The 23,530-nt window shown below is 70.3% G+C and carries 24 protein-coding genes; 13 read left to right on the forward strand and 11 right to left on the reverse strand.

Annotated features, from left to right (window positions below; all coding sequences use genetic code 11):
• Positions 1-4: 4 nt before the first annotated feature.
• Positions 5-469, forward strand: a complete 465-nt coding sequence (locus tag ACZ63J_RS42145; RefSeq protein ID WP_465401749.1) for a MarR family winged helix-turn-helix transcriptional regulator — start codon at positions 5-7, stop codon at positions 467-469.
• A gap of 2 nt (positions 470-471) precedes the next feature.
• On the opposite strand, the gene ACZ63J_RS42150 is transcribed toward ACZ63J_RS42145, so the two are convergent.
• The 3 genes from ACZ63J_RS42150 to ACZ63J_RS42160 all read right to left on the reverse strand — a co-directional run bounded on the left by ACZ63J_RS42150 (position 472) and on the right by ACZ63J_RS42160 (position 3,069).
• Positions 472-1,464 carry an SIR2 family protein gene (locus ACZ63J_RS42150; protein ID WP_465401748.1) on the reverse strand — a complete coding sequence of 331 codons (993 nt, stop codon included), beginning with the start codon at positions 1,462-1,464 and terminating at the stop codon, positions 472-474.
• 312 nt (positions 1,465-1,776) lie between these two features.
• Complete coding sequence (gene ku, locus ACZ63J_RS42155; RefSeq protein WP_465340239.1) at positions 1,777-2,649, reverse strand: non-homologous end joining protein Ku; 873 nt, start codon at positions 2,647-2,649, stop codon at positions 1,777-1,779.
• A gap of 51 nt (positions 2,650-2,700) precedes the next feature.
• Positions 2,701-3,069, reverse strand: coding sequence for a hypothetical protein (locus ACZ63J_RS42160; protein ID WP_465401747.1), 369 nt, complete (start codon positions 3,067-3,069; stop codon positions 2,701-2,703).
• A gap of 121 nt (positions 3,070-3,190) precedes the next feature.
• On the opposite strand from ACZ63J_RS42160, the gene ACZ63J_RS42165 reads away from it, so the two are divergent.
• The 3 genes from ACZ63J_RS42165 to ACZ63J_RS42175 all read left to right on the forward strand — a co-directional run bounded on the left by ACZ63J_RS42165 (position 3,191) and on the right by ACZ63J_RS42175 (position 6,229).
• Positions 3,191-3,778, forward strand: a complete 588-nt coding sequence (locus ACZ63J_RS42165) for a TetR/AcrR family transcriptional regulator (protein ID WP_465401746.1) — start codon at positions 3,191-3,193, stop codon at positions 3,776-3,778.
• A 22-nt stretch (positions 3,779-3,800) separates the two neighbouring features.
• Positions 3,801-4,562 carry a glucose 1-dehydrogenase gene (locus tag ACZ63J_RS42170; protein WP_465401745.1) on the forward strand — a complete coding sequence of 254 codons (762 nt, stop codon included), beginning with the start codon at positions 3,801-3,803 and terminating at the stop codon, positions 4,560-4,562.
• Between the two features lie 362 nt (positions 4,563-4,924).
• Positions 4,925-6,229 (forward strand): GGDEF domain-containing protein, encoded by a 1,305-nt coding sequence (locus ACZ63J_RS42175; protein ID WP_465340236.1) that lies wholly within the window; start codon positions 4,925-4,927, stop codon positions 6,227-6,229.
• Here the strand turns inward: ACZ63J_RS42175 and ACZ63J_RS42180 are convergent.
• The gene (locus ACZ63J_RS42180) at positions 6,226-7,938 is read right to left on the reverse strand and encodes a DUF262 domain-containing protein (RefSeq protein ID WP_465401744.1); all 1,713 of its coding nucleotides are present in this window, start codon (positions 7,936-7,938) and stop codon (positions 6,226-6,228) included. The genes ACZ63J_RS42175 and ACZ63J_RS42180 overlap by 4 nt on opposite strands.
• Positions 7,939-8,135: 197 nt before the next feature.
• On the opposite strand from ACZ63J_RS42180, the gene ACZ63J_RS42185 reads away from it, so the two are divergent.
• Genes ACZ63J_RS42185 through ACZ63J_RS42195 form a run of 3 tightly spaced genes read left to right on the forward strand, consistent with a single transcriptional unit; the run spans position 8,136 to position 10,721 of the window.
• Entirely contained in the window at positions 8,136-8,738 is a 603-nt protein-coding gene (locus tag ACZ63J_RS42185; RefSeq protein ID WP_465401743.1) for a TetR/AcrR family transcriptional regulator, read from the forward strand.
• Complete coding sequence (locus ACZ63J_RS42190; RefSeq protein WP_465401742.1) at positions 8,735-9,397, forward strand: VC0807 family protein; 663 nt, start codon at positions 8,735-8,737, stop codon at positions 9,395-9,397. Before ACZ63J_RS42185 ends, ACZ63J_RS42190 begins: the two co-directional genes overlap by 4 nt.
• The gene (locus ACZ63J_RS42195; protein WP_465401741.1) at positions 9,390-10,721 is read left to right on the forward strand and encodes an FAD-dependent oxidoreductase; all 1,332 of its coding nucleotides are present in this window, start codon (positions 9,390-9,392) and stop codon (positions 10,719-10,721) included. Before ACZ63J_RS42190 ends, ACZ63J_RS42195 begins: the two co-directional genes overlap by 8 nt.
• A 34-nt stretch (positions 10,722-10,755) precedes the next feature.
• Here the strand turns inward: ACZ63J_RS42195 and ACZ63J_RS42200 are convergent, their stop codons facing one another.
• The 3 genes from ACZ63J_RS42200 to ACZ63J_RS42210 are packed head-to-tail and all read right to left on the reverse strand — an operon-like array spanning position 10,756 to position 14,804.
• Positions 10,756-13,071 (reverse strand): [protein-PII] uridylyltransferase, encoded by a 2,316-nt coding sequence (locus tag ACZ63J_RS42200; protein ID WP_465401740.1) that lies wholly within the window; start codon positions 13,069-13,071, stop codon positions 10,756-10,758.
• 9 nt (positions 13,072-13,080) lie between these two features.
• Positions 13,081-13,419: a P-II family nitrogen regulator gene (locus tag ACZ63J_RS42205; RefSeq protein ID WP_093952295.1), complete on the reverse strand. Its 339-nt coding sequence runs from the start codon at positions 13,417-13,419 to the stop codon at positions 13,081-13,083.
• Positions 13,416-14,804 carry an ammonium transporter gene (locus ACZ63J_RS42210; protein ID WP_465401739.1) on the reverse strand — a complete coding sequence of 463 codons (1,389 nt, stop codon included), beginning with the start codon at positions 14,802-14,804 and terminating at the stop codon, positions 13,416-13,418. The genes ACZ63J_RS42205 and ACZ63J_RS42210 overlap by 4 nt, the downstream gene beginning before the upstream one ends.
• Before the next feature lie 173 nt (positions 14,805-14,977).
• Here ACZ63J_RS42210 and ACZ63J_RS42215 point away from each other — a divergent pair, with 173 nt between their 5' ends.
• Together ACZ63J_RS42215 and ACZ63J_RS42220 are read left to right on the forward strand one after the other, a co-directional pair.
• Positions 14,978-15,829, forward strand: coding sequence for a putative RNA methyltransferase (locus ACZ63J_RS42215; RefSeq protein ID WP_465401738.1), 852 nt, complete (start codon positions 14,978-14,980; stop codon positions 15,827-15,829).
• Positions 15,830-15,863: 34 nt separating this feature from the next.
• Positions 15,864-16,673, forward strand: coding sequence for a (2Fe-2S)-binding protein (locus tag ACZ63J_RS42220; protein ID WP_465401737.1), 810 nt, complete (start codon positions 15,864-15,866; stop codon positions 16,671-16,673).
• A gap of 7 nt (positions 16,674-16,680) precedes the next feature.
• Here ACZ63J_RS42220 and ACZ63J_RS42225 read toward each other — a convergent pair whose 3' ends face one another.
• The 4 genes from ACZ63J_RS42225 to ACZ63J_RS42240 all read right to left on the reverse strand — a co-directional run bounded on the left by ACZ63J_RS42225 (position 16,681) and on the right by ACZ63J_RS42240 (position 19,962).
• Positions 16,681-17,538, reverse strand: coding sequence for a sigma-70 family RNA polymerase sigma factor (locus ACZ63J_RS42225; protein WP_465401736.1), 858 nt, complete (start codon positions 17,536-17,538; stop codon positions 16,681-16,683).
• 119 nt (positions 17,539-17,657) lie between these two features.
• Positions 17,658-18,095 (reverse strand): VOC family protein, encoded by a 438-nt coding sequence (locus ACZ63J_RS42230; RefSeq protein WP_465310598.1) that lies wholly within the window; start codon positions 18,093-18,095, stop codon positions 17,658-17,660.
• Positions 18,092-19,390 (reverse strand): serine hydrolase, encoded by a 1,299-nt coding sequence (locus tag ACZ63J_RS42235; RefSeq protein ID WP_465401735.1) that lies wholly within the window; start codon positions 19,388-19,390, stop codon positions 18,092-18,094. The genes ACZ63J_RS42230 and ACZ63J_RS42235 overlap by 4 nt, the downstream gene beginning before the upstream one ends.
• 41 nt (positions 19,391-19,431) lie before the next feature.
• Entirely contained in the window at positions 19,432-19,962 is a 531-nt protein-coding gene (locus ACZ63J_RS42240) for a DUF3887 domain-containing protein (RefSeq protein WP_465310596.1), read from the reverse strand.
• Positions 19,963-20,240: 278 nt separating this feature from the next.
• Between ACZ63J_RS42240 and ACZ63J_RS42245 the strand changes: the two genes are divergently transcribed.
• The 4 genes from ACZ63J_RS42245 to ACZ63J_RS42260 are packed head-to-tail and all read left to right on the forward strand — an operon-like array spanning position 20,241 to position 22,990.
• Entirely contained in the window at positions 20,241-21,527 is a 1,287-nt protein-coding gene (locus ACZ63J_RS42245) for an O-acetylhomoserine aminocarboxypropyltransferase/cysteine synthase family protein (protein ID WP_465401734.1), read from the forward strand.
• Positions 21,524-22,000 carry a CoA-binding protein gene (locus ACZ63J_RS42250; protein ID WP_465310594.1) on the forward strand — a complete coding sequence of 159 codons (477 nt, stop codon included), beginning with the start codon at positions 21,524-21,526 and terminating at the stop codon, positions 21,998-22,000. Before ACZ63J_RS42245 ends, ACZ63J_RS42250 begins: the two co-directional genes overlap by 4 nt.
• 35 nt (positions 22,001-22,035) lie before the next feature.
• Entirely contained in the window at positions 22,036-22,791 is a 756-nt protein-coding gene (locus tag ACZ63J_RS42255; protein ID WP_465401733.1) for an MBL fold metallo-hydrolase, read from the forward strand.
• A gap of 25 nt (positions 22,792-22,816) precedes the next feature.
• Positions 22,817-22,990, forward strand: coding sequence for a hypothetical protein (locus ACZ63J_RS42260; RefSeq protein ID WP_465340222.1), 174 nt, complete (start codon positions 22,817-22,819; stop codon positions 22,988-22,990).
• The last annotated feature ends 540 nt before the right edge of the window (positions 22,991-23,530 follow it).

Here is a 23,530-nt window from a genome sequence, read left to right on the forward strand (position 1 = left end):
GCTCATGCAGCCCGAACCCGACGTCGCCTCACCCGTCAGCGCGGACCCCGAGCTGGCCGACCTGGCGTGGCGGGTCCGCGAGGGCGTCGGGCGGCTGAACTGGCGGATGCGCGCCGAGCGTGACCCGAACGGCCCCGGCCCGGCGGTGCTGGCGGTGCTGAGCCGGCTCTACCGGGCGGGCACGCACACGCCGACCGAGCTGGCCGAGGCGGAACGGCTGCAGCCGCAGTCGCTGACCCGGATCCTCGCCTGGGTGACCGAACGCGAGCTCGTCACCCGCACGACCGACCCGGCGGACGGCCGCCGGTCGCTGATCAGCATCACCCCGGACGGCCTGACGGTGTTGCGGCAGTACAGCATCCAGCGCGAACGCTGGCTGGCGACGGCACTGGAGTCGACGCTCTCGCCGACCGAACGGCAGCTGCTGAAGCTGGCGTCGGAGCTGCTGATGCGCGTCGCGGACGCCTGAAGTTAGTCCGCGAGATTGGCTCTGGTCTCGACCCATTTCGACACGGCTGCGTCACCCAATCCAGCGTAGTCAACTACAATCCGATCTTCATTGAAGATCCTTTTCAGATTGTCGACGACGCCTCGGCCGTGGTCGACAGGGACGATCGCGGCATCATCACTCAGCTCGGTCGCGAGCATTGAACTGACAATCTGATCCGACAGCGGAAGACTGAACCCCATGATCACGAGTTCATCGGCTTTCCTGAGGGCTTCTGCAGCCTGGCGCCACAACGCTCTAATCATGTTGTTGACGTAGTACGGACTCTTGACAGCAGCAGGCGGGACGATCATCGGAACCTTGTCCGCGCTCAGCTTCTCGTCACTGTCGAAAGCAGCGGCTCCATCTCCCCAAGGAGAGAATCCGACATCGAAAACCTGATCCCCCGCCGGGCTCGAAGGTCCCGAGTAACGCCAATTCAGAGACCCATGAAGCTTCAGCAACCGCAGCCCGTTGTCATCCGGATCACTTCCCAGGACGGCCGCCGCCCGTGTGCCGATCGGAGCAACCGGAACCGTGTAGAAGTCGCCCCAATATCTTCCTGGGTTGGCGGCTAACCAGACCTTTTCGACGAGCAAGTCGTAGTTGAAAGTGATCACCGTAGCGCCGATTTCTTGCCAGTATCGAACAAGTCGAATCAGCCAGTCTGGCGCCGACCCCGCAGTAACCTGAGTCTGCAACGCAGACAGCACCAGATATAGACTCTCGGCGACGTCACTGAATGCACCACGATTTCGGAGCTTCTGTCCGTCCGACAACCAAGGCGGCTCTTCGATGAGGTAGCTCAGCCACTGCTCAAAATTGTCAGCCAGTGGCGAACCTTGTCCCGGAAGTGAGGGTAATCCGCGCGCACTCAAGTCCGCTTGAGTCGCCGCGGAAAGTCCCATCATAGTCGGCATGTGCTCACTGATAGCACGGCTGAAGCCGGACCCGAGCAAATAGACCGAGGATGTCATCGCACCTCCCATCCTACTGGGGCCTGACAATACGCCTGAAGACCGCCGCGGAGACCCCTCGATCCCTCCGCGGCGGCCTTCAAGACACCCCCTTGGCTCACACCGCCTCCCCGCGGTGTGAACGCGGGTCCCGAAACGGGCCGCTCCTCCGTCGGCCCGCCCCGGAACCCCGGTGCCCGGACGGCTCACCTCCCCAGGGGCCGTCCGAACCCCCTCGCCGGCGATCCGGTATCCGCCGGCAGGACAAAGTTTGCCGCGCGGGGCGGCCGGCCAGCAGTGGGAGAACCCTCAATTACCCGTGGGTAGTAATACTCAAGACGTCTTCGTGCGACTACGTGACGCCGCGCGCTTCGCCGTCGTACGCGCCTTCGCCGCCCTTGAAGCGGCGGCCTTGGCTTTCGCGACGGCCGCGTTGCGCACGTCCTCCGCTTCGGACGCGCTCGCCTGCAGCGCCGCCAGGAGACGCGTGACGCCTTCGTCCTGCTCGGCGGCCGTGGGCTGGACGACCTCGGCGCCGTCGATCTTCGAGCGGATCAACGCCTGAAGCGCTTCGCGGTAACGGTCGGGCACACGCGTGGGGTCGAACTCGCCGGTCAGCTCCTCGACGAGGTTCACCGCGCGGCGCAGCTCACCGGGCCGGATGTCGACGTCGGCGTGCCGGAACGGGAAGTCGGGCACGCGCACCTCGTCCGGCCACAGCATCGTCTCGAGCACGATCACCTGGTCGCGCACGCGCAGCGCGCCCAGCGTCTCGCGGCGGCGCAGCGCGACCGTGACCAGCGCTATCCGGCCGGACTGCTGGAGCGCCTCGCTGAAGAGCACGTACGGCTTGGTGCCGGCCGGCTCGGGCTCGAGGTAGTAGCTCTTCGCGAACCAGATCGGGTCGACGTCGGCGAGCGGGGCGAACCCGCGGATGGCGATCGTGCGACCGGGCATCGGGAGTGACGCGAGCTCGTGGTCCGACAGCAGCACGACGTCGCCACCGGGCACGGGATAACCGCGGACCATCTCCGCGGGCGGCACCTCTTCGCCGTCGACCTCGCAGACGCGCTTCACGCGCACCCGGCCGCCGTCGGCTTCGTGGACCTGGTGGAGCGGGATCTCGTGTTCCTCGGTCGCGCTGTACGCCTTCACCGGAACGGCGTAGTCCCCGAACCCGATCGTGCCCGTCCACACCGCTCGCATGCGACACCTCCGCAGCGCCCAGGCTAGGCGGACGGCCTCGCGCGTCCACACCTACAAACGGGTGTCAGGCGCGACGGATTCGCTCACACATTCGAACGACGGCGTGACCTCGTCGAGCGCTTCGGCCGAACAGCGGGCCGCGATGGCCGCCGCGCGGAGCACTTCGGTGACGACCTCGACGTCCAGCGGCGGGGCCGCGGCGAGCACGTCGCCGCCGCCTTCGACCCGGGCGGCAAGGCCGGCGAGCGCGTGCGAGAGGGCTTCCTGACCGGCCACCAGCTGCGCGACGACGTCGACGAGCTCGCTGGTGGTGGCGCCCGGGCCGCCGGCGCGCAGGCCCGCGGCGAGGTCTTCGGCACACGAACGCAGGTGGGTGGCGACGACCGTGGGCGGCAGCGTCAGCCGCGGCAGGTCCTGCATCGCGCACCCCCTCCGGCCGGTCCGAGCAGCCATAGTGCCACCGCACGCCGTGTCATCGGACTCGACACACCGCCGTCCACTTATTTGACCGAGCGTTCTCGATAAGGCTAGAGTTTTGATCATGTCCCGGGTGAAGGAGTTCGACGTCGGCGAAGCGTGCGACGCCGCACTGGCGCTCTTCCGGCGTCAGGGGTACGAGGCGACGTCGGTCAGCGACCTCGTCACGCACCTCGGCGTCGCCAAGGCGAGCCTGTACGCGACCTTCGGCACGAAGCACGACTTCTACGTGACGGCGTTGAAGCGCTACGCCGACCAGACCGACGCGCGGGTCATGGCGGACCTCTCGCAGCCGGGTCCGGGGGTGCCCGCGGTCCGCCGGCTCCTGGAGGGCTACGTCGCGGACATACTGGGGGAAGCCGGGCCGATCGGCTGTTTTGTCGTCAACGCGGCGATCGAGCTGCTCCCCCGTGACCCCGAAGTCGCCCGCGTCGTGGAACGCAGCTGGGACACCCTCGAGGTCGCCCTCACCATGGCGCTCGAACGCGCCAAGGCACAGGACGAGCTCCCCGGCGGCAGCGACCCGGCGAGCCTCGCCCGGTTCCTGCTCACCGTCCTCCAGGGCCTGCGCGTCCTGGGCAAGGGCGCCGACGCCGCGAGCCGGCTGAACGCGGCCGTCTCCCAGGCGATGCGCCTCCTCATTCAAGACTGATCGGATCAGAAAGAAGGCAGACATGGCGGCACGGTTCGCGGACAAGATCGTCCTGGTGACCGGCGGCAGCTCGGGCATCGGGCGCGCGACGGCGCGGGCGTTCGCCGCCGAGGGCGCGACGGCGGTCGTGGCCGGGCGCGACGAGCAGCGGCTCGCGTCGGCGGTGAAGGAGATCGAAGCCGCCGGCGGCACGGCGAGCGCGGTCGTCGTGGACGTCACCGACTCCGCCGACGTCGCGCGGATGGTCGGGACGGTCGTCGCGCGGCACGGCGGCCTGGACGTCGCGTTCAACAACGCGGGCATCCTCGGGGCGCCGGCCCCGGTGGCCGACCTCGGCGAGGACGGCTTCGCCGCGGTGATGGCCACGAACGTCACCGGCACCTGGCTGTCGATGAAGCACGAGATCGCCTACATGCGGGCGCACGGCGGCGGCGCGATCGTCAACATGGCGTCGAACATCGGCGCGCACGGCCGGCTGCCGAACATGGCGGCCTACGCCGCGTCGAAGGCCGCGGTGAGCGCGCTGACCCGGACCGCGGCCCGCGACCACATCGCCGAGGGCGTCCGCGTCAACGCGGTCAGCCCCGGCGCCACGGACACGGAGATGTCCCGGCGTCCCGGCGAGACCGACGCCGATCGTGCTGCGCGGCTCGCTACCGCGATTCCGCTGGGCCGGGTGGGCGCCACCGCCGAAGTGGCCGCCGCGGTGCTGTGGCTGGCTTCGGCGGAGGCCGCGTTCACCGTCGGGCACGACCTCGTGGTCGACGGCGGCGCGACCGCGTAGGCGGCCCACCCGGGCCGCGGGATTTCAGGACTCACGGTTGCGCATGGTGACGATCCCCTCTCCGGCTGGAAACGGACGGTGTGCGACGGGGTTCAGGACTCGCGGTTGCGCACAACAGCTCTCCTCTCGCGCGTCGTGACGGGCGGGCGGCGGTGTGCTCAGGACTCGCGGTTGCGCATGACGGCCTCCCTCACTGGTCCGGTGCGGAAAATCGGACGTCGGGGCCTCAGGACTCGCGGTTGCGCATGGCGGCGGCCTCCCTTCACTGCTCCGATCGTGTGGCAATCGTCGATCGCGGCCGCCCGGTGTGGTGGGGTGGACGCGGATCGTCGGATCACCAGGGGAGTTGCACCGCCTTGAGTATGGACGGCGCCCGTCCGGCCGAGCCCCGAGCGGGCCGGATCCGAGGGGTGCCCCGTCCTGCGCGCTGGACGCTCTGGCGGCAGCGGCCGACGTTGATCTTCTACTGCTTCCTCGTCGAGTCCGTGGCCCTCGTGGCCACCGTCTGGACCGCCGTCGTGGTGCCGGTGGACGCCTGGGACCTGGTGGTCTTCGGGGTCCTCGCCGCGCTCGGCGTCCTGCAGGCGGAGCTGGGCCGGCAGATCGAGCGCGTCCGGCGGCTGGTGTCCGACACCCCGCACATCAACCTGACGTCGGTCTGGACGTTCGCGGGCGTGCTGCTCCTGCCGCCCGCGCTCGGCACCGCGCTGGTCGCCGTCCTGTACGTGCACCTGGCGACGCGCAGCCTCGCGCGGATCAAGCGCGTGCCGCCGTTCCGGACGACGCTGAACGCGACGCTGGTCGTCGTCACCTGCTACGCCGCCGAGCTGGTCCTGAGCCGCCTCGGCGTCCCCGACATGTACACGGCGCTGACGTCGGGCTGGCGCGGCGTCACGGCCATCACGCTCGCCGCGGTCGCGTACTTCCTGGTCTCGGCGATCACGATCGTCCCGGCGCTGACGATCACGAAGCGCTCCGTGAAGGCGTTCTTCGGCGGTCTCGGCGACAACCTCCTCGAGGTGGCGACGCTCTGCCTGGGCCTGCTCACGGCGTTGACGCTGGCGACGCTGCCCGCGCTCGCCGTCGCGATCGTGCCGCCGCTGCTGGTGCTGCACCGGGCGGTGCTGATCAAGCAGCTGGAGATCGCGGCGACGACCGACGAGAAGACCGGCCTGTTCAACACGACCGGCTGGCACCTGCTGGCCTCACGTGAGCTGGCCCGGGCGCAACGCAGCTCCCGCAGCACGTTCGGCGTGCTGATGATCGACCTCGACCACTTCAAGCTGATCAACGACGCGCACGGCCACCTGGCCGGCGACACGGTGCTGCGCGCCGTCGCGGCGTCGATCAAGAGCGCGGTCCGCGACTACGACTCGGTCGGCCGCTTCGGCGGCGAGGAGTTCGTGGTCCTGCTCCCGGACATCGGCCCGGCCGCGGTACTGGCGGTCGCCGAGCGCATCCGGTCGGCGATCGAGTCCCTGCAGGTCGAGTACGAGGACGGCAGCCACATCCGCGTGATCGCCTCGCTGTCGGCATCCATCGGCGTGGCGACCTACCCCGACGGCGGCACGGCCGTCGAGCGGCTCCTCCAGGCCGCCGACAAGGCGCTGTACCGAGCCAAGGACGCGGGCCGCAACCAGGTCGTCGACGGCACCGCGACCGCCTAGGAAACGGCGAGGCCGCCAGGGTCCAGCCGCCAAAGATCGCCCAGGACCCTCAGCAGAATCGCTTGGCGTTCTTCGAGCACGGCCGGAGTCCACTTCGGGCTGTCGAGTACCTGTCCGGTCAGGACGAACGGCGGCCAACTCGTCTTTTCGAAGTACTTCGTCTTCTTCACTTCGAACTCGAGGTTTCCGGCCTGAGAGTTCTTCCGCTTCGAAAGCAGGACGAGGTTCGCCAACCGGTGAACCCAATACGCCCGCTGCTGGGGAGTGAACGTCGTGGTCCACGCGCTGTCGGCTGCGGGCGATTGGGGCAAAACGTGCTCCACGCTGATCAGCGGGGAGTGATCGTAGCTCGTCCCACCGTCCGATAGAGCAGAATCGAGACGTAGCAGCACGTAGAGACGAATCCGCGTGACTGTGTAGATCTCGGCGTTCAGCTTCGCAGCGGTCTCCGAGCGCTCGTCGGCGGACAACTGGAGCGGGGACTCGTCCGAGTAGAGGTCACGTTCCTTCTCCATCCAGTCGAGGACGCGGCCGTAACGTTCGACCCGGCGGGTGATGTCCACCCGGCGGACGAGCATGCTCGCCGCGAGCCGTTCGAGTTCGACCAGGAAGCGAAAAAGCTCCGCGGAGTCAACAGTCGGACGAGCGAAGTAGCTGATGGCCGGCGGAACCCAGTCCGTGTTGTCGAGCAGCTTCAACCAGCCCAGCAGTCTGTTGATCGCTTCTGCGTCAGGTCCTCCGGCGTAGCTCGCGCGCGTGACTGCTTCGTAGGCGTCCGAGTACGGAACCAGCACGTCGTCGATGAACTTCTTGCCGTCCAAGACGCGCTGCAGGACCGACGCGCGAAACTCCTTCAGGATCGACTCGCGTGCCTTCGTCTTCGCGTACACCATGCGGATGTGGGAAAAGAGATCACCGAAGTCGCTGCGGCCGAGATCGTCTTCCTCCTGAGCCCACTTGGTTGTGTAGGCGTCCTGCTCGGTTTCGGGGATCGAGCCGATGATCTCCGCCTTCAAGATGTCGGTGTGCGTGAGATCCAAGCCGCGCTCGTTGAGCACTGAGAAGATGCGGTAGGCCGACTCGAAGTCGGCAGTCGACACGACGACCAAGTACGTGTGCTGGTCGATGAACGAAACCAGCCGCTCGCGCTCCACCATTTCCAGCTCGCTCAGCCGGGACTTGAGCTGCAGCGCGTTCTCGACCAGGCGCGCCCGGCTGTCGGGTCGCACGTTCACCAAGGACGTGAGCTGGGCGTTCCCCTCTCGTTCCTGGATGTACTTCTCGAAGAACCCCTGGTCCTGGTCCCGCAGGCGGAGACGGGGTTGATCCGCAGTCCGCTTGATCGGGTCTCCCCTCTGGAAGATCCGGCTCTCCAGTGATTCGGCGAAAGGAGCTGAAACGCAGTCGCGGAGAACGCCTAGAAGCACCGTGAGAGTGGTGAGGCGCTGCTGCCCGTCGACCACCTCGGCCAGTGCTCGCTTTTCCGCCTTGACCAGCACGATGCTGCCAAGGAAGTAAGGATCGGCTTCGGTGAGCGAATCCTTGGCGCGAGAAGCGGCGAGAAGATCGTCGAACATCTCCCCTGCCTGGTCGGTCGTCCACGCATACGGGCGCTGATAGCGAGGGATCGTGAAGTGGTAGTCGTCGGTGAAGATCTCGCCGACTGTGTGTTCCGCTGCTTGGATTTTTGTCCCGGCCATGCGGGACATCTCGGCGAGAAGACGCCGACTGTTACAAGGTTTACCGCATCGTTCGAGCGGCCGTGGTCAACACCGGCCCGCACTGCGCCGCCCGCGTCAGCCCGTCGCTCAGAGCATCTCGACGACTACAGCACAGCTGCTTCCCCCTCGTCCTGCCGCTGACCAGGCGACTTGTCATTTTTGCTCGGCTGAGCTAAATTTTGCTCATGCGAGCAAGAACCTTCACCGAGTCCGGCCGGCGGGCCCAGATCGTGCGGGCGGCGATCGAAGTGATCGCCGAGGCCGGCTACGCGAAGGCGTCGTTCAGCCGGATCGCGAAGCAGGCGGGCCTGTCGAGCACCGGCATGATCAGCTACCACTTCGCGGGCAAGGACGACCTGCTCGCGGCGTGCGTCGCCGAGATCGAGCTCGTCACCGGCGCGTTCATGCAGCCGCGCATCGACGCCGCCGTCGGGCACGTCGCGCAGCTGCGGGCCTACGTCGAGTCGAACGTCGAACTCGTCGGCGAGCACCCGGCCGAAGTCCGCGCGCTGATCGACCTGGTGAAGAACGCCGGTTCGCAGAGCGCGGGCGTCAACGGGCGGCTCGCGCTGTTCGAAGAGCACTTCCGCACCGGGCGGGCGGCGGGCGCGTTCGGCCCGCTCGACGCCCGGACGACGGCGCTCGCCTTAACCGCCGGCCTCGACGCCGTCGTCTCGACAGCGGCCGCGGCCGGGCTGGAACCCGCCGAGCTCACGCGCATCGGCCGTGAGCTCGCCGACCTCTACGTGCGGGCGACCGCACCCGAATCCGCTGGGGGATCCGCATGATGATCGAAGCGAAGTCCGAGCCCGACGCCGGCCTGCGCCGGCTGGTCCGCGCCAACGTGCTGACCGTGGTGTTCGAAGTGCTGGTGCCGATGGCGCTGTTCTACGGCCTGCGTGCCGCCGGCGTGGACCAGTGGTGGGCGCTGATGGCCGGCGTCCTGGTCGCCGCGCCGTACGTGCTGTGGACGATCGTGCGCAACCGGAAGGTCGACCTCGTCGCGCTGGTGACGCTGAGCGTCATGGTGCTGTCGGTGGTGCTGGGCCTGCTCTCGGACGACCCGCGCACGCTGGTGATCCGCGAAGGCTGGACCGCGGCCCTGGGTGGCGTCTTCGGCGCCTGGATGCTGGTCTCGGTGTTCGTCGGCCGGCCGGCGCAGCTGACGCTGGGCCGCACGATCGCCGAGGTCAAGCGCGGTGCCGAAGGAGCGGACGCCTGGGCGGGCCGCTGGGAGACCGACGCCCGCTTCCGGCGCGGCCTGCGGATCAACACGGCCGCCTGGGGTGCAGTGCTGTTAGCCGGCGCGGTGCTGCACATCGTGCTCGTCTACACCCTGCCGATCGACCTCATCGCGCTGGTCACCAACGTGGCGTGGTTCGGCGCGCTGGCGCTCCTGATCGGCTGGCACGTCTGGTACCTCAAGAAGGAGAACCTCGATGCCTGACGTCCTGGTGGCGGGCGCCGGCCCGACCGGCCTGCTGACGGCGTTCGAGCTGGAACGCGCCGGGCTCGACGTGCTGGTCCTGGAACGCGACACAAAGCCCACAACGCAGTCGAAGGCGCTCGGCCTGCAGCCCCGGTCGGTCGAGGTGCTGGCCGACCGGGGCCTGCTCACCGCCATCGAGCCGCACGTCCAGGCGAAGCTGCCCGCCGGGCACTTCTCCGGCGTCCCGATCGACTACACGGACCTGCCGACGCGCTTCCCGTACCAGCTCGGCGTCGAGCAGGTCCACGTCGCGGCCGCGATCGAGGCGCGGCTGCGCACCCCGGTGCTGCGCGGTGCGGGCGTCACCGCTGTCACGCAGGACGACAACGGCGTCACCGTCACCGCGGGCGGACGCACGCACCGCGCCGGGTGGCTCGTGGCGGCCGACGGCGGCCACAGCACGGTCCGGACGCTGCTGGGCGCCGCGTTCCCGGGCACCCCGGCCCGCGTCTCGCTGGTCGTCGCCGACGTCACGCTCGCCGCGAAACCCGCCGGCCTGGCCGAGGCCTGGTCACTGCCGGCCGGCTCGTCCGGTTACCTGCTCCCGCTGTCGGGCGGCCGCCACCGCACGATCGTCTTCGGCGAAGAGCAGCAACGGCTCGACCGCGGCACCCCGGTCACGGCCGACGAGCTGCAGCGGGCACTCACCGCGGCGCACGGTCCCGGGGTCGAGGTCGGCGAAGTGCTGTGGGCGTCCCGGTTCGGCGACGCGGCACGGCAGCTGGAGCGGTACCGCCACGGCCGGGTGCTGTTCGCGGGCGACGCCGCGCACATCCACCTCCCGGTCGGCGGCCAGGGGCTCAACCTGGGCCTGCAGGACGCGGTGAACCTCGGCTGGAAGCTGGCGGCGGAGATCCGCGGGCACGGCCTGCTCGACAGCTACCACGACGAACGGCATCCGGTCGCCGCGCGGGTGCTGCTCAGCACTCGCGCGCAGGCGGTGCTGGGCGTGCCCGATCCGGATGCGGCGGCGGTGCGGGAGATCGTGACCGGGTTGCTCGCCGTGCCGGAAGCGCGGCGGGCGGTCGCGATGGAGATCTCGGGCCTCGGGCTGACCTACCCGGGTGTCCTCGGCCGGGCTGAGATCCCGGCCGCGTCGGACGGCCGGGCCGTGCTGGTGGGCGCAGCACTCCCCGAGGGATGGGGCGACCGGGTCGAGACCCGGCACGGCGATGCTCCCCAGCTCGTCCGGCCCGATGGGTACGTGATCTGGAACGGCGGGCCCGGCTTGGAAAACGCGCTGACGACGTGGTTCGGCGAACCCGCGGTCGCGCTGGTGTGACCTTGCCTGAGCGGTCCGCTCAGGCAAGGCCCGATCAGGAAGCCGCGGCCAGCACCGCCTGCTCGACCTCACGACGCCAGCCCGGCTCGATGCGGCCGCTGCGGGGCGTCACCGCGAACGAGTCCACCACCGCGCCGCCCAGCGTCGCGACCTTTGCCCAGCGCACCTCGGCGTTGCAGCGCCGCAGGGCGCCCGCCACCCGGAACAGCAGGCCGATCCGGTCGGCGGCGCGCAGTTCGAGGACCACCGTGTCCGGGCCGCTCGTCTCGTCGTCGAACCAGAGGACCTTCGGCGCGACCGTGGCCGCGTCGGGCGAGCCGTAGTCACGCTCCTTCGCCGCGAGGCGCTGGGTGAGCGGCAGCGTGCCGGCGACCGCGCGGGCGAACTGCTCGCGCAGCAGCGTCACCTCCGGCAGCGAGCCGAACTTCGGGGACGCCGTGAAGACCCCGGCACGGCCGCCGTCGTGCCCGCGCAGGACCGCCGAATGCACCTCCAGGGAGTTCAGCGCCAGCACGCCGGCCGCGGGCGCCAAGAGCTCTGCACGCGCCGGCACGGCAAGCAGCACCGTGACGACCTTGCCGTGCGAGCTGATCCGGATCTCGCCGTTGCCCGACGCCACGGCCTGCGCGACGAGCTCGCGCTGTTCGGCGTCCATCGGCTCCGGCGCGGTGAACCCCTTGCCGCGCAACACTTCTTCGCACCCGGTGACGAGCTCGGCGAGCAGCCGCGCCTTCCAGTCCGTCCAGACACCGGGGCCGGTGGCCAGCGAGTCGGCCTGGGTGAGCGCGTGCAGCAGCTCGACCAGGACGAGATCGCTGTCCAGGGTCTTCACCACACGCGCCACCGTCGCCGGCTCGCTGATGTCGCGGCGGGTCGCGGTGTGCGGGAGCAGGAGGTGGTGGCGGACCATCGCCGACACCGTCGCGGCGGCGGCCGGGTCGAGGCCGAGCCGGGTCGCGACCTGGGCGGAGATCTTGGCGCCGAGCTCGGAGTGGTCGGCGTCGCGGCCCTTGCCGATGTCGTGCAGCAGCGCGCCGATCAGCAGCAGGTCGGGCCGCGAGACCGTGGTGGTCAGCTTGGCCGCCTCGACGCAGGTGCGCACGAGGTGCCGGTCGACCGTCCACTGGTGCACCGGCGAGCGCGGCGGCAGGTCGCGGACCGCGCCCCACTCGGGGAACAGCCGGGACCAGAGCCCGGTCCGGTCGAGCGACTCGACGGCGTCGACCAGGCCCTCCCCCGCGCCCAGCAGCTCGACCAGGGCGTTCAACGCCTCGGCCGGCCACGGCGCCCGCAGCTCCGGAGCCGATTCCGCCAGCGCCTTGAGCGTGCCGAGCGCGATCGGCTTGCCCGTGCGCGCCGACGCGGCGGCGACCCGCAGCAGCAGCGCCGGGTCCTTCGCCGGGACGGCGTCGCGGGCCAGCGCGACCTCGTTCCCGTGCAGCACCACGTTTTCGGCGAGCGGCGTGCGGGACGGCCGCCGCCCGAACCGCGACTTCGGCGGCTCCACAGTGGACCGCAACGCGACGTCCAGCGCGTACGCGATCGTGCGTCCGGCACCGGACAGCTTGCGGGCCAACGTGAAGCGGTCGCCGAAGCCGAGTTCGGCGGCCACCAGCTCGGCCTCCGGCGCGGACAGGACGTCCCGTTCGCGCCGGATCTCGCGCCGCAGCTCGGTGCGGACGTCGAGCAGCAGCTCCTTGGCCTGGAGGAGCTCCTCGCCCGGGCGGGCGGTGAGCTGCGCCGCCGCCAGGGCTTCCAGGACGGCGAAGTCGCGCAGGCCACCCCGGCCGTGCTTGAGATCGGGCTCCGCGGACTGCGCGATCTCACCGCTGCGGGTCCAGCGTTGCCGCACCGACGCCGTCAGATCGGGGATCTGCTTGCGCGCGGTGCGGCGCCACTGGTCACGCGCCGCGGAAACCAGGCGGCCGGCCAGCTCGGCGTCCCCGGCGAGGTGCCGGGCGTCGAGCAGGCCCATGGCCACCCGCAGGTCTTCCGAAGCGACCTTCAGCGCTTCACCGGGCGTGCGGACCGAATGGTCGAGCCCGACTTTCGCGTCCCACAAGGGATACCAGAGCGCGTCCGCGATCTCGCCGACCTTGCTGTTGCCGTTGTGCACCAGCAGCAGGTCGAGATCGGAGAACGGCACCAGCTCCCGGCGGCCGAGCCCGCCCACGGCGACCAGCGCGACACCCGGTTCCGCGGTGTCGACGCCGGCCGCCGAGGCTCCCCTGCCCAGCCAGAACTCGTAGAGGTCGACCAGGGCCGCCCGCAGTGCGGACGCCCCCAGCCTCCCGTGCCTGCCCTCGAGCAGTCGCTCGGTGGCCTTGACCAGTTCGCCCCCGTCGGCCATCCCGGACGCCTATAGAGCGTCCGTGCCGCGCTCGCCGGTCCGTACCCGGATGACCGTCTCGACCGGCGTCACCCACAGCTTGCCGTCACCGATCTTGCCGGTGTGCGCGGCCGTGGTGATGGCGTCGAGCACCTTCTCCACGTTGGTGTCGTCGGTGACGACCTCGATCTTCAGCTTGGCCACGAAGTCGACCGAGTACTCCGCACCGCGGTAGACCTCGGTGTGGCCCTTCTGACGGCCGTAACCCTGGACCTCGCTCACCGTCATGCCCAGCACGCCCAGCTGCTCCAGCGCGGAGCGGACGTCATCGAGCGTGAACGGCTTCACAATCGCCGTGATGAGCTTCATGCCTTGCTCTCCTCGAGTTTCGCGTGCGAGGTGGCGGTCTTGACCGGGATGGTCGTCGGCTGGCCGAGGCCACCGCCCGACCCGGTGAAGTCGTACGCGCTCTCCGCGTGCTGGGCCTCGTCGATGCCGCTGACCTCGTCCTCGGTGCTGACGCGGAAGCCGCCCGCCTTCTTGATCACGAAGCCGATGATGAACGACAACACGAAGGAGTACAGCAGCACCGCGCAGGCCGCGATCGCCTGACGGCCCAGCTGGGTGAACCCGCCGCCGTAGAACAGGCCGTCGGCGCCGAGGGAGTTGACGCTGGTGGTGCCGAAGAAGCCGATCAGCAGCGTGCCGACGATGCCGCCGACCAGGTGGACACCCACGACGTCGAGCGAGTCGTCGAAGCCGAACTTGTACTTGAGCGAGATGGCCAGCGCGCAGAGGACACCGGCGATCAGGCCGATCGCGATGGCCCCGATCGGGCTCACGAAACCACACGCCGGGGTGATGGCGACCAGGCCGGCGACCGCACCGGAGGCCGCACCGAGCGTGGTCGGCTTGCCGAACTTCAGCTGCTCCACGATCAGCCAGCCGAGCACGGCGGCCGCGGTGGCGACGGTGGTGTTGGTGAACGCGACGGCGGCGAGGTCGTTGGCGGCCAGCGCCGAACCGGCGTTGAAGCCGTACCAGCCGAACCACAGCAGGGACGCGCCGAGCAGCACGAACGGCACGTTGTGCGGGCGCCCGGTGTCCTTCGGCCAGCCGCGGCGCTTGCCGAGCACGATCGCCAGCGCCAGACCCGCGGCGCCGGCGTTGATGTGGACCGCGGTGCCACCGGCGAAGTCGAGTGCCTTGAGGTTGTTGGCGATCCAGCCGCCGACGGAGTTCTCGCCGACGAAGCCGTTGAAGGAGAACACCCAGTGCGCGACCGGGAAGTACACGACCGTCACCCAGATGACGACGAACAGCGTCCAGCCCCAGAACTTCGCGCGGTCGGCGATGGCGCCGGAGATCAGCGCGGGCGTGATGATCGCGAACATCAGCTGGAACATCACAAAAGCGAGGATCGGCAGGCCGTCCGAGCCGGGCCAGGCGACGGCCGGGCTCGTGTCGGTGGCGGCGGTCGCGAAGCCGGCCAGCTTGCCGAAGGTGTTTTCGAGGCCGGCGAAGTGGAAGTTACCGAGCAGCCCGCCGAAAGCGTCGTCGCCGAAGGACATCGTGAACCCGTAGAGGGCCCACAGCACCCCCACGACCGCCAGTGCGATGAAGTTCATCATCAGCATGTTCAGGACGCTCTTCGCGCGGACCATACCGCCGTAGAAGAAGGCCAATCCCGGTGTCATGAGCATGACCAGCGCGGCGCTGGCCAATACCCACGCGGTGTCTCCTGCGTTCAGCACATCGTCCTCCCGTGCCCTGGGTTCATGCGAAGGCAGTTTTGGCGCGCGGTGTTTCACGGGGCGGCTCGCGAGGTTTCACCCGCGTGAACTGTCCACGCCCGGTTGTTACAGCCAGGTTTCCCGCCACCCGTGCTGGAGTGTCCGGTTGCGAAACGTCGTGGTCGAATATCCCCATGACCTCAGCCGGCCACGGGAATGACCCACTGCCACCCCGGGTCGTCGACGCATTGCGATGTTCGGTGTGCGCCACCCCGATCGGGGCAGTCGATCGCACGCTGCGTTGCGACAACGGCCACTCGTTCGATCTAGCGCGCCAGGGTTACGTGAACCTGTTGCACGCGCGAATCCCGGCCGGAACGGCGGACACGGCGCCGATGGTCGCGGCCCGCGCGGACTTCCTGGCATCGGGCGCGTACCGCCCGCTCGCGGACGAGCTGGCGCGCGTGTGCGCGGAGACCGACGGCCTGGTGATCGACGCGGGCGCCGGCACGGGCTACTACCTGGCCCACGTCCTGGAGGCAGCCCCGCTCGTGGCCGGCCTGGCCCTGGACGTCTCGGCGGTCGCCCTGCGCCGAGCGGCCCGAGCGCACGACCGGCTGGGCGCGGCGGTGTGGAACCTCTGGGAGCCCTGGCCGGTGGGCGACGGGGTGGCGTCGGTGGTGCTGAACGTCTTCGCCCCGCGCAACGGGCCGGAGTTCCACCGCGTCTTGAGCCCTGGCGGCCTGCTGGTGGTCGCGGCCCCGGCCCCGGACCACCTCCGTGAGCTGGGCGACCTGGTCCTGGCCGTGGACGACCGCAAGCAGGAGCGCCTGGACGGCACCCTCGGCGAGTACTTCGCCCGCACGAGCCGCACCCCGGTCCGCCACACGACGGAACTGACGGCCACCCAGGTCCGCCAGGCGGTGGAGATGGGCCCGACGGCCCACCACCTCGACCGCGACGGCCGCCGCGAGCGCCTGGACGCGCTCAGCGAGCCGCAGGTGGTGACGTTGTCGTTCACGGTCTCGACCTACCGCCGGTTGTGAGGGAGGTAGGTGGCGGTCTGGCAGGCTGGAGGTCGTGAAGCCCGACTGGACCGCGTCCGCAGCCCTGCTTGCGGACCCGGAGTGGGTCCGGGCCCGCATCGGCGGCGCGGCGAAGCTGTACGGCTGCGCGAGGCCGGAGGTGCTCGGGACGATCTGGTGGTATTCGCTTTCGTCGGTGCTGGTGGCGCCCGCGGTGGAAAGCCTGGTCGCGGCGGTGTCGGCGGGGCTGGTGAAGGTGCCGACGGGCGGGGGCGGTTCGACGGCCCCGGTATCGGCTGGCCGGGCGGGGGTTGCCCCTGCAGGCAGTCCGGCCCCGGCTGACACCGGCGGTCCTTCCGCCGGAGCGGTCCCTTCCCGCTCGTTCACGGGCCAGGCTCTCGCCCCCTCCGCCCACACTGTCCTCGCCGATCCCTCCCTGGCCGCCATGGAGCTCGACCTCGTCGCCGATGGCCGGTTCCTCGGTGCCCGGTCGAGCCGCCGACTCTCCGGTGGCCTGGCCGAGCTGGGCACCGCCTTCGCCGGGGCGCTTGGTACCGCCGTCAGCACGATCGCCGAGGTCAGCGGGGCTCGTGAACGCGCACTGGGCGCCATCACCACCGACTCGATCGGCAACCGGCTGCTCTGGACGCCGGATCCTGAGCTGGCCATGACACTGGCCGAGCCCCTGGTGGCCGCGATCGGGCTCGATCTGCCGAAGCCGCGGTTCGTGCGTGTCGGGCGCACGCCTGCCGTGCGGCGGGCCTCGTGTTGCCTGATCTACGAAGTCGGCAACCCCAAGTGCGTCAGCTGTCCGCGGCAAACGCCGTCCGAGCGCGAAGCACGCCTCCGCGCCGCTCTCGGTTGACCAGGCCTCAGTCGAGAACGGCCACCTCCAGCTCGCGCAGCCGCTCCGGGTCGGCGATGACCTCGATGCCGGTGATCCGGTCGCCGTCGACCTCGAACGACAGGACAACCGTGAGTTGTCCCTCGCGCACCAGCAACAAGCCCGGCGAGCCGTCGACCAGGGCCAGTTCGCTGGCGCGGGCCCGTTCGGAAGCCAGCACCGCGCCCATGCGCACGCTCTCGACACCCCGCAGCACCACCGGCGCCGGGCTCGGGCCGACAAACCGGTCGGCGTGCAGCACGACGTCCGGGTCGAGCAGGGCGAGCAGCGCTTCGAAGTCACCCCCGCGCGACGCGGCCAGGAACGCTTCGACCACCTTCCGCCGTCGCGGCAGGTCCGCGTCCACCGCGGCGCCGCCCTTGACCCGGCGACGGGCCCGGCTCGCGAGCTGCCTCGTCGCGGCCGGGGTCTTGTCGATCACCGGCGCGATCTCGTCGAACGGCACGGCGAACATGTCGTGCAGCACAAACGCGACCCGTTCGGCCGGCCCCAGCGAGTCGAGCACGACCAGCAGCGCCAGCCCGACCGTGTCGGCCAGCTCCGCCTCCTGCTCCGGGTCCCGGCGCTCCTCGCCCGGCTCGAGCCGCCCGTCCAAGGGCTCCTCACGGTGGTTGCGACGCGTGCGGAGCATCGACAGGCACACCCGCGCGACGACGGTCGTCAGCCACGCGCCGACGTTCTCGACCTCCCTCATGTCGGTGCGGTCGAACCGCAGCCAAGCCTCCTGGACGGCGTCGTCGGCCTCGCTCGCCGAACCGAGCATCCGGTAGGCGACCGCTCGCAGCCGCGGCCGCTCCTGCTCGAACCGCTCGGTCAGCTCGTCCACCGTGTCCTGTTCCTTTCGCCGGGGCTCTCAGCAGTAGACCCCGCGGCGAAGGCCGATGTGACACGAACGCGCGACTCCACCCGTGATCTGGGCCATCGGACGAACAACGACCCGACGGCTCAGAGCACGCAGAACTCGTTGCCCTCCGGATCCGCCATCATGATGTGGTCGGCACGGCCGTCGAGTTCGTACTCCTGCACGATCGTCGCGCCCGCCGCGGTGAGCCGGGCGACCGCTTCGACAACGCGCTCCCAGCGCGTGTCCCACGGGACCTCCCGGCCACCACCGGCCTGGACGTCCAGGTGGACGCGGTTCTTCACGACCTTGCCTTCGGGCACCTTCAGGAAGCTCAGGTTCGGCAGAACGCCCTCAGGGTCACTCAGGTAGGCACCGTCGTCCCACTCCGACTCGGGCACATCGTGGTCGGCGAACCAGGCTTCCCAGCTCGCGAAGCCGGCGGGCGGTGGCCGCTCGATGTAGCCGAGGGCCACCGCCCAGAACCTTGCCAGCGCGCGAGGACCCGCGCAGTCGATCGTCAGGCTCCACCGCACCGTCACGGACGAAGCGTAGCCGCGAGAAGCGCGACTGCGCCCTTCGCGACGGCGATTCCTCGTGCCGCGACGTGACCTTCGTTCAACGGCGCCACCGGGTCCGACACCATGACACTGGTGACGAACGACCGGCCGTCCGCGGAGCGGGCCAGGTAGTTCAGCGTCAGCACGCCGGGTTCGCTGCCGCCCTTGAACCAGACCTGCGGGAACTTCGCCCGGTCGAGCCCGAGCCCGCCGTCGTTCAGCGACAGCGCGTGCCCGATCTCCGGCTGGTTCTCCTTCTGCAGCCCGGAAAACGCGCGGCAGATGTCGTCCGGGGAACCGAACCACTCGATGTCGTCGATCTTCTCGGGCGCCGGCCACGCGGTGAGCCCGGTGAGCGGGAGCCGTTCCAGCCCGGCCACCGCCGCGGGACGTGCCCAGCGGGGCAACGCCAGGTAAGCGTCGGCGCGAGCCGGGTACTGCGTGGCCTTGAGCTCGAACAGCGCCTTGGTGGTCAGGAACGGGATGTTCGCCGACGGCCGCTGGTTGCCGAACGCCACGACCTGCCGTTGCAGCGCATCCCGGCCGAGCCGGTGGATCAGGTGGTCGGTGGCCGTGTTGTCGCTGATCGAGATCATCTTGTCGGCGTACTCCGACAGCGGGAGCTTCGTGCCCGCGGGCTGGTTCTGCAGCACCCCGGACGGCAGGCTCTTCCAGTCGTCGCGGATCGCCAGCTGCTCGGTCCAGGACGCCTTGTGCTCGGCGACCGCCTTGCCGAGCGCCCCCAGCACGTACAGCTTGAACGCCGAACCCAACGGCCGCTGCACGTTGTCACGAACGCCGTGCACGTCGCGGCAGCGCCCGTCCGGGAGGATCTCCGACGCGCCGAACGACACCCGGGCGCCGAGCGCCGCGAGCTGGGTGTCGATCTCCGGCCACGACGACGGCACCGGGTCGTCCGGCGTCGCGCGGAGCCCGTCGATCAGCCCGGCCTGGTCCACGTGCAGGTCCAGCAGGTAGTCGTCGGCGGTGCCGTGGACCGCGGCCTCGACGTGGTCCGGTGCTTCGCTGACGACGCGTTTCACTTCGAGGCGGCCGAATCCGGTGAACGCGGCGTTGACACCCGCCGTGCCTCCGGCCGCCGTCAGCATGACCTCGGCGACGTGCTGCCGCACCTCGGCGTCGGCCACCGGGACGCGCCCGGTCGCATCGACCACCCACGCGAGCTGCTGGCCCGCCGTCGGCACCTCTGCGGCGCCGGCGGCCGGAGCCACCAGCGGCGCCAGTAGCGCGACCACACCCACTATCGCCGTTTTCACAGCTCCCCCTTGCGGTTTCATGGTTCCCCCTTGGTTGTCCGCTATTCCTCGGGCGGCCGGATCCACAACCCGGCCACCTGACCGTCCTCGCGGTAGGTCACCAGCACGGTCCGCTCGCCGGCCTCGAAGGCCAGCGGCAGGTGGACGATGGTGTAGTCGCCCGTGCTCCGCGCATACGCCTCCCCCATCCGCTCGTACTGACCGACCGCTCCGGCCACCTGCGCCCAGGCGAGCCGCAGCTCGTCTTCGCCGACCGCCGCACGCATGCGGTCGTCGAAGTCCCGGCGCACTTCGTGCCACTGGCAGCCGACGAGCTCCGCCACCAGCCCTTCGGCGCGGCGCACCGCGTCGGGCAGCTTCAGTTCCGCCATGGATGCTCCTGTCGCCGGGTCGACCGGCCGGCCGAACCGCTGGAAAGCGGCCTGCCGGCTGGTGCCCAGCAGGTCGCCGATCTCTTGCCACGTGTGCCCGGCCGTCCGGGCCGCGTCCACCGCGTCGCGCAACGTCGCCTCCGCGTCGCGGACCTTCCGCAACGCTTCGCCGACCGTGGCCAGTGGTTCGTGCTTCGGCACAGTGTCAAGGATGTATTGACGAGGCGGATGTGTCAAGTCAGACTTTACGTGTTCGCGTTGCCGGCGGGCGGCGCTCCGGCACGTGGCATCACAGTACTGGCGATTTCGGCCGGATCCTTGGCGAGGTGGCAGCGGCTTGCCACAGGCAGCGCATTTCATGCTTTCGAGTGTAGCGCACGGAATGCCAAATCGTGCTAGCGTTGGCAGCACGAAACGACCTCGCCCACCTCGTGGAAGGCGTGGCGATCCGAAGGGGAGGACGGTTACGGTGAGAACCGATGAGTGAACGCACCTGGGGCTTCCGCACCCGCGCACTGCACGCGGGCGGAACTCCCGATCCGGCGACAGGCGCCCGCGCCGTGCCGATCTACCAGACGACGAGCTTCGTCTTCGAAGACGCGGCCGACGCGGCGAACCTGTTCGCCCTGCAGAAGTACGGGAACATCTACAGCCGCATCGGCAACCCGACCGTGGCCGCGTTCGAGGAGCGGATCGCCAGTCTCGAAGGCGCCATCGGCGGAGTCGCCACCGCGAGCGGGCAGGCCGCGGAGTTCCTCACCTTCAGCGCGCTCACGGAGGCGGGCGACCACATCGTGTCCGCGAGCGGTCTCTACGGCGGCACGGTCACGCAGCTCACCGGCACGCTCAGGCGCTTCGGCGTGGAGACGACGTTCGTCAGCGGCGGCATCAGCGACTACGCGGCCGCGATCACGGATCGGACCCGGCTGCTCTACACCGAGGTGATCGGCAACCCGGGCGGCGGCATCGCCGACCTCGCGGCGCTGGCGGACCTGGCGCACTCCCACGACATCCCGCTGGTGGTCGACGCGACGCTGGCAACGCCGTACCTGTGCCGGCCGATCGAACACGGCGCGGACATCGTGCTGCACTCGGCGACGAAGTTCCTCGGCGGCCACGGGACGACGCTCGGCGGGATCGTCGCCGAATCCGGGAAGTTCGACTGGGGCAACGGGAAGTTTCCGCGGATGACCGAGACCGTCGAGAGTTACGGCGGCCTCCGGTATTGGGAGAACTTCGGCGAATACGCGTTCTGCACCCGGCTGCGCGCCGAGCAGCTGCGCGACATCGGCGCCGTGCTCTCGCCCCACTCGGCTTTCCTTTTGCTGCAAGGCGTCGAGACGCTTCCGCAGCGGATGGACGCCCACGTCGCCAACGCCCGAGCCGTCGCCGAGTACCTCGAAGCGGATCCCCGGGTGGCGTGGGTGTCGTATGCCGGTCTGCCCTCGCACCAGCACCACGACCTGGCGAAGAAGTACCTGCCCTCCGGGCCGGGCGCGGTGTTCTCGTTCGGCATCACCGGCGGGCGCGCCGCGGGCGAGAAGTTCGTCGAATCGGTGGAACTGCTGTCCCACCTGGCGAACGTCGGGGATGCGCGGACCCTCGTCATCCACCCGGGGTCGACAACACACGCGCAGCTGTCGGAGGAGCAGCTGGCCGCGGCCGGGGTCGGGCCCGATCTCATCCGGTTGTCGATCGGGCTCGAAGACGTCGAGGACATCCTCTGGGACCTCGACCAGGCGCTGGGGAAGGCGGTGGCCGGATGACCCATGCGGTCGGAGCGGTCGAGCGGCGCGCGATCCTGAACCGGACGAAGTCGGTGACTCTGGTGGGCGCGTCCGCCAACCCAGCTCGGCCCAGTTACTTCGTCGCCACCTACCTGCTCTCGTCGACGCGCTACGAGGTCAACTTCGTCAACCCGCGGCTGGACACCCTGTTCGGGAAGCCGGTGTACGCCTCCCTCAAGGACGTGCCGGGTGAACCGGACCTGGTCAGCGTGTTCCGGAAGCACGACGACCTGCCCCAGGTGGCCGACGAGGTGATCGACGCCGGCGCGCGGACCCTGTGGCTGCAACTCGGGCTGTGGCACGAGCCGGTGGCCGACCGGGCCCGTGAGGCCGGGCTGGACGTCGTGATGAACCGGTGCGTGAAGATCGAGCACGCGCGGTTCGCGGGCGGGCTGCACCTGGCCGGGTTCAACACCGGCGTGATCAGTTCGAGGAGGCAGTCGGCACCCTAGGGAAGGGAACGTCCGCTCCCGCTGTTGGCCCCGGTATGACCGAGAAACTCGCGATCACTTTGTCCGGTGGTCCGACCGCACTGCTGGAGCTGGGCGGTGTCCGGCTGCTCACCGACCCGACGTTCGACCCGCCCGGCGACCATCCCATCGGCGAGCGGGTGCTGGTCAAGACCGAGGAGTCGGTGCTGACCGAGGAGGCCGTCGGCGTGGTGGACGCCGTGCTGCTGTCCCACGACCAGCACCCCGACAACCTCGACGACCGGGGTCGCGCGTACCTGGCGACGGTGCCGTTGACGCTGATCACGCCCAGCGGGGCCGGCCGGCTGGGCGGGACCGCCCGCGGCATGGCGGCTTGGGAGGAGACCCAGGTCGGGCCGCTCACGGTCACCGCCGTCCCGGCGCTGCACGGGCCGGAAGGGGCCGAGCAGGTCAGCGGGGAGGTCACCGGGTTCGTGCTGAGCGGCGACGGGCTGCCCACGGTCTACGTGAGCGGGGACAACGCGTCGGTCGGGCTGGTGCGGGAGATCGCGTCGCGGTTCCGCGTCGACATCGCGGTGCTCTTCGCCGGCGGCGCCCGCACCAAGCTCTTCGACGGGGCTCCGCTGACGTTGACCAGCGAGAACGCCGTCGAGGCGGCGAAGGTGCTCGGGTCGGCGAAGGTCGTCCCGCTGCACTTCCGGGGCTGGCAGCACTTCCACGAGGGTCCGGACGTGCTGCGGAAGGAGTTCGAGGCGGCCGGGTTGGCCGAGCGGCTCGTGCTGCTCGAACCCGGGGAGCGCGCGGAGGTCTGACGCGGGCGCGTGAGAGGCTGGCGGCATGGCCAAACCGACCCCGCTGCAGTTCCGGAACATCCTCGTCGCCATCTTGGCGGCGGCGGGCTTCGTCTGGAGCATCGTGGCCGGACTGCCGTGGTGGGTGAGCGCGATCGTCGGCTGTGCATGCGTGCTGTCGCTGGCCTCGGCCTACCTCAACCGCCCCGACGCGGGCTGACCGCGGCCGGTACGGGCTGACCGCGAGCCGCCACCGAGCCGACCATGGACTGGCGTTGGGCTGGCCGCGGGCCGACACCGAGCCGACCGTGGGTTGGCCGCGAGCCGGCACGGGCCGACCGTGGGTTGTCACCGGGCCGACCACGGGCTGGCCGCGAGCCGACCATGGCCTGCGCGGGCTGACCGCGAGCCGCACAGGCCGACCGCGAGCTGCCACCGGGCCGACCATGGGCTGGCGTTGGGCTGGCAGCGGGCCGACACCGAGCCGACCACGGGCTGGCACAGGGCTGGCCGCGAGCCGACCGTGACCGACGCGGGCTGATCGCGAGCCGGCACGGGCCGACCGCGGGCCGACGCCGGGCCGACCGTGGGCTGGCACCGGGCTGGCCGCGAGCCGACCGTGACCGACGCGGGCTGATCGCGAGCCGGCACGGGCCGACCGCGGGCCGACGCCGGGCCGACCTTGGGCCGCCGGGGAGACCGGCGGCCCGCGCAAGTCGGCGCTGCTCCGCGCGTCTTGGCGAACCTGGCCTTTAGGTTG

It is taken from the genome of Amycolatopsis sp. NPDC104863 (assembly GCF_055582965.1).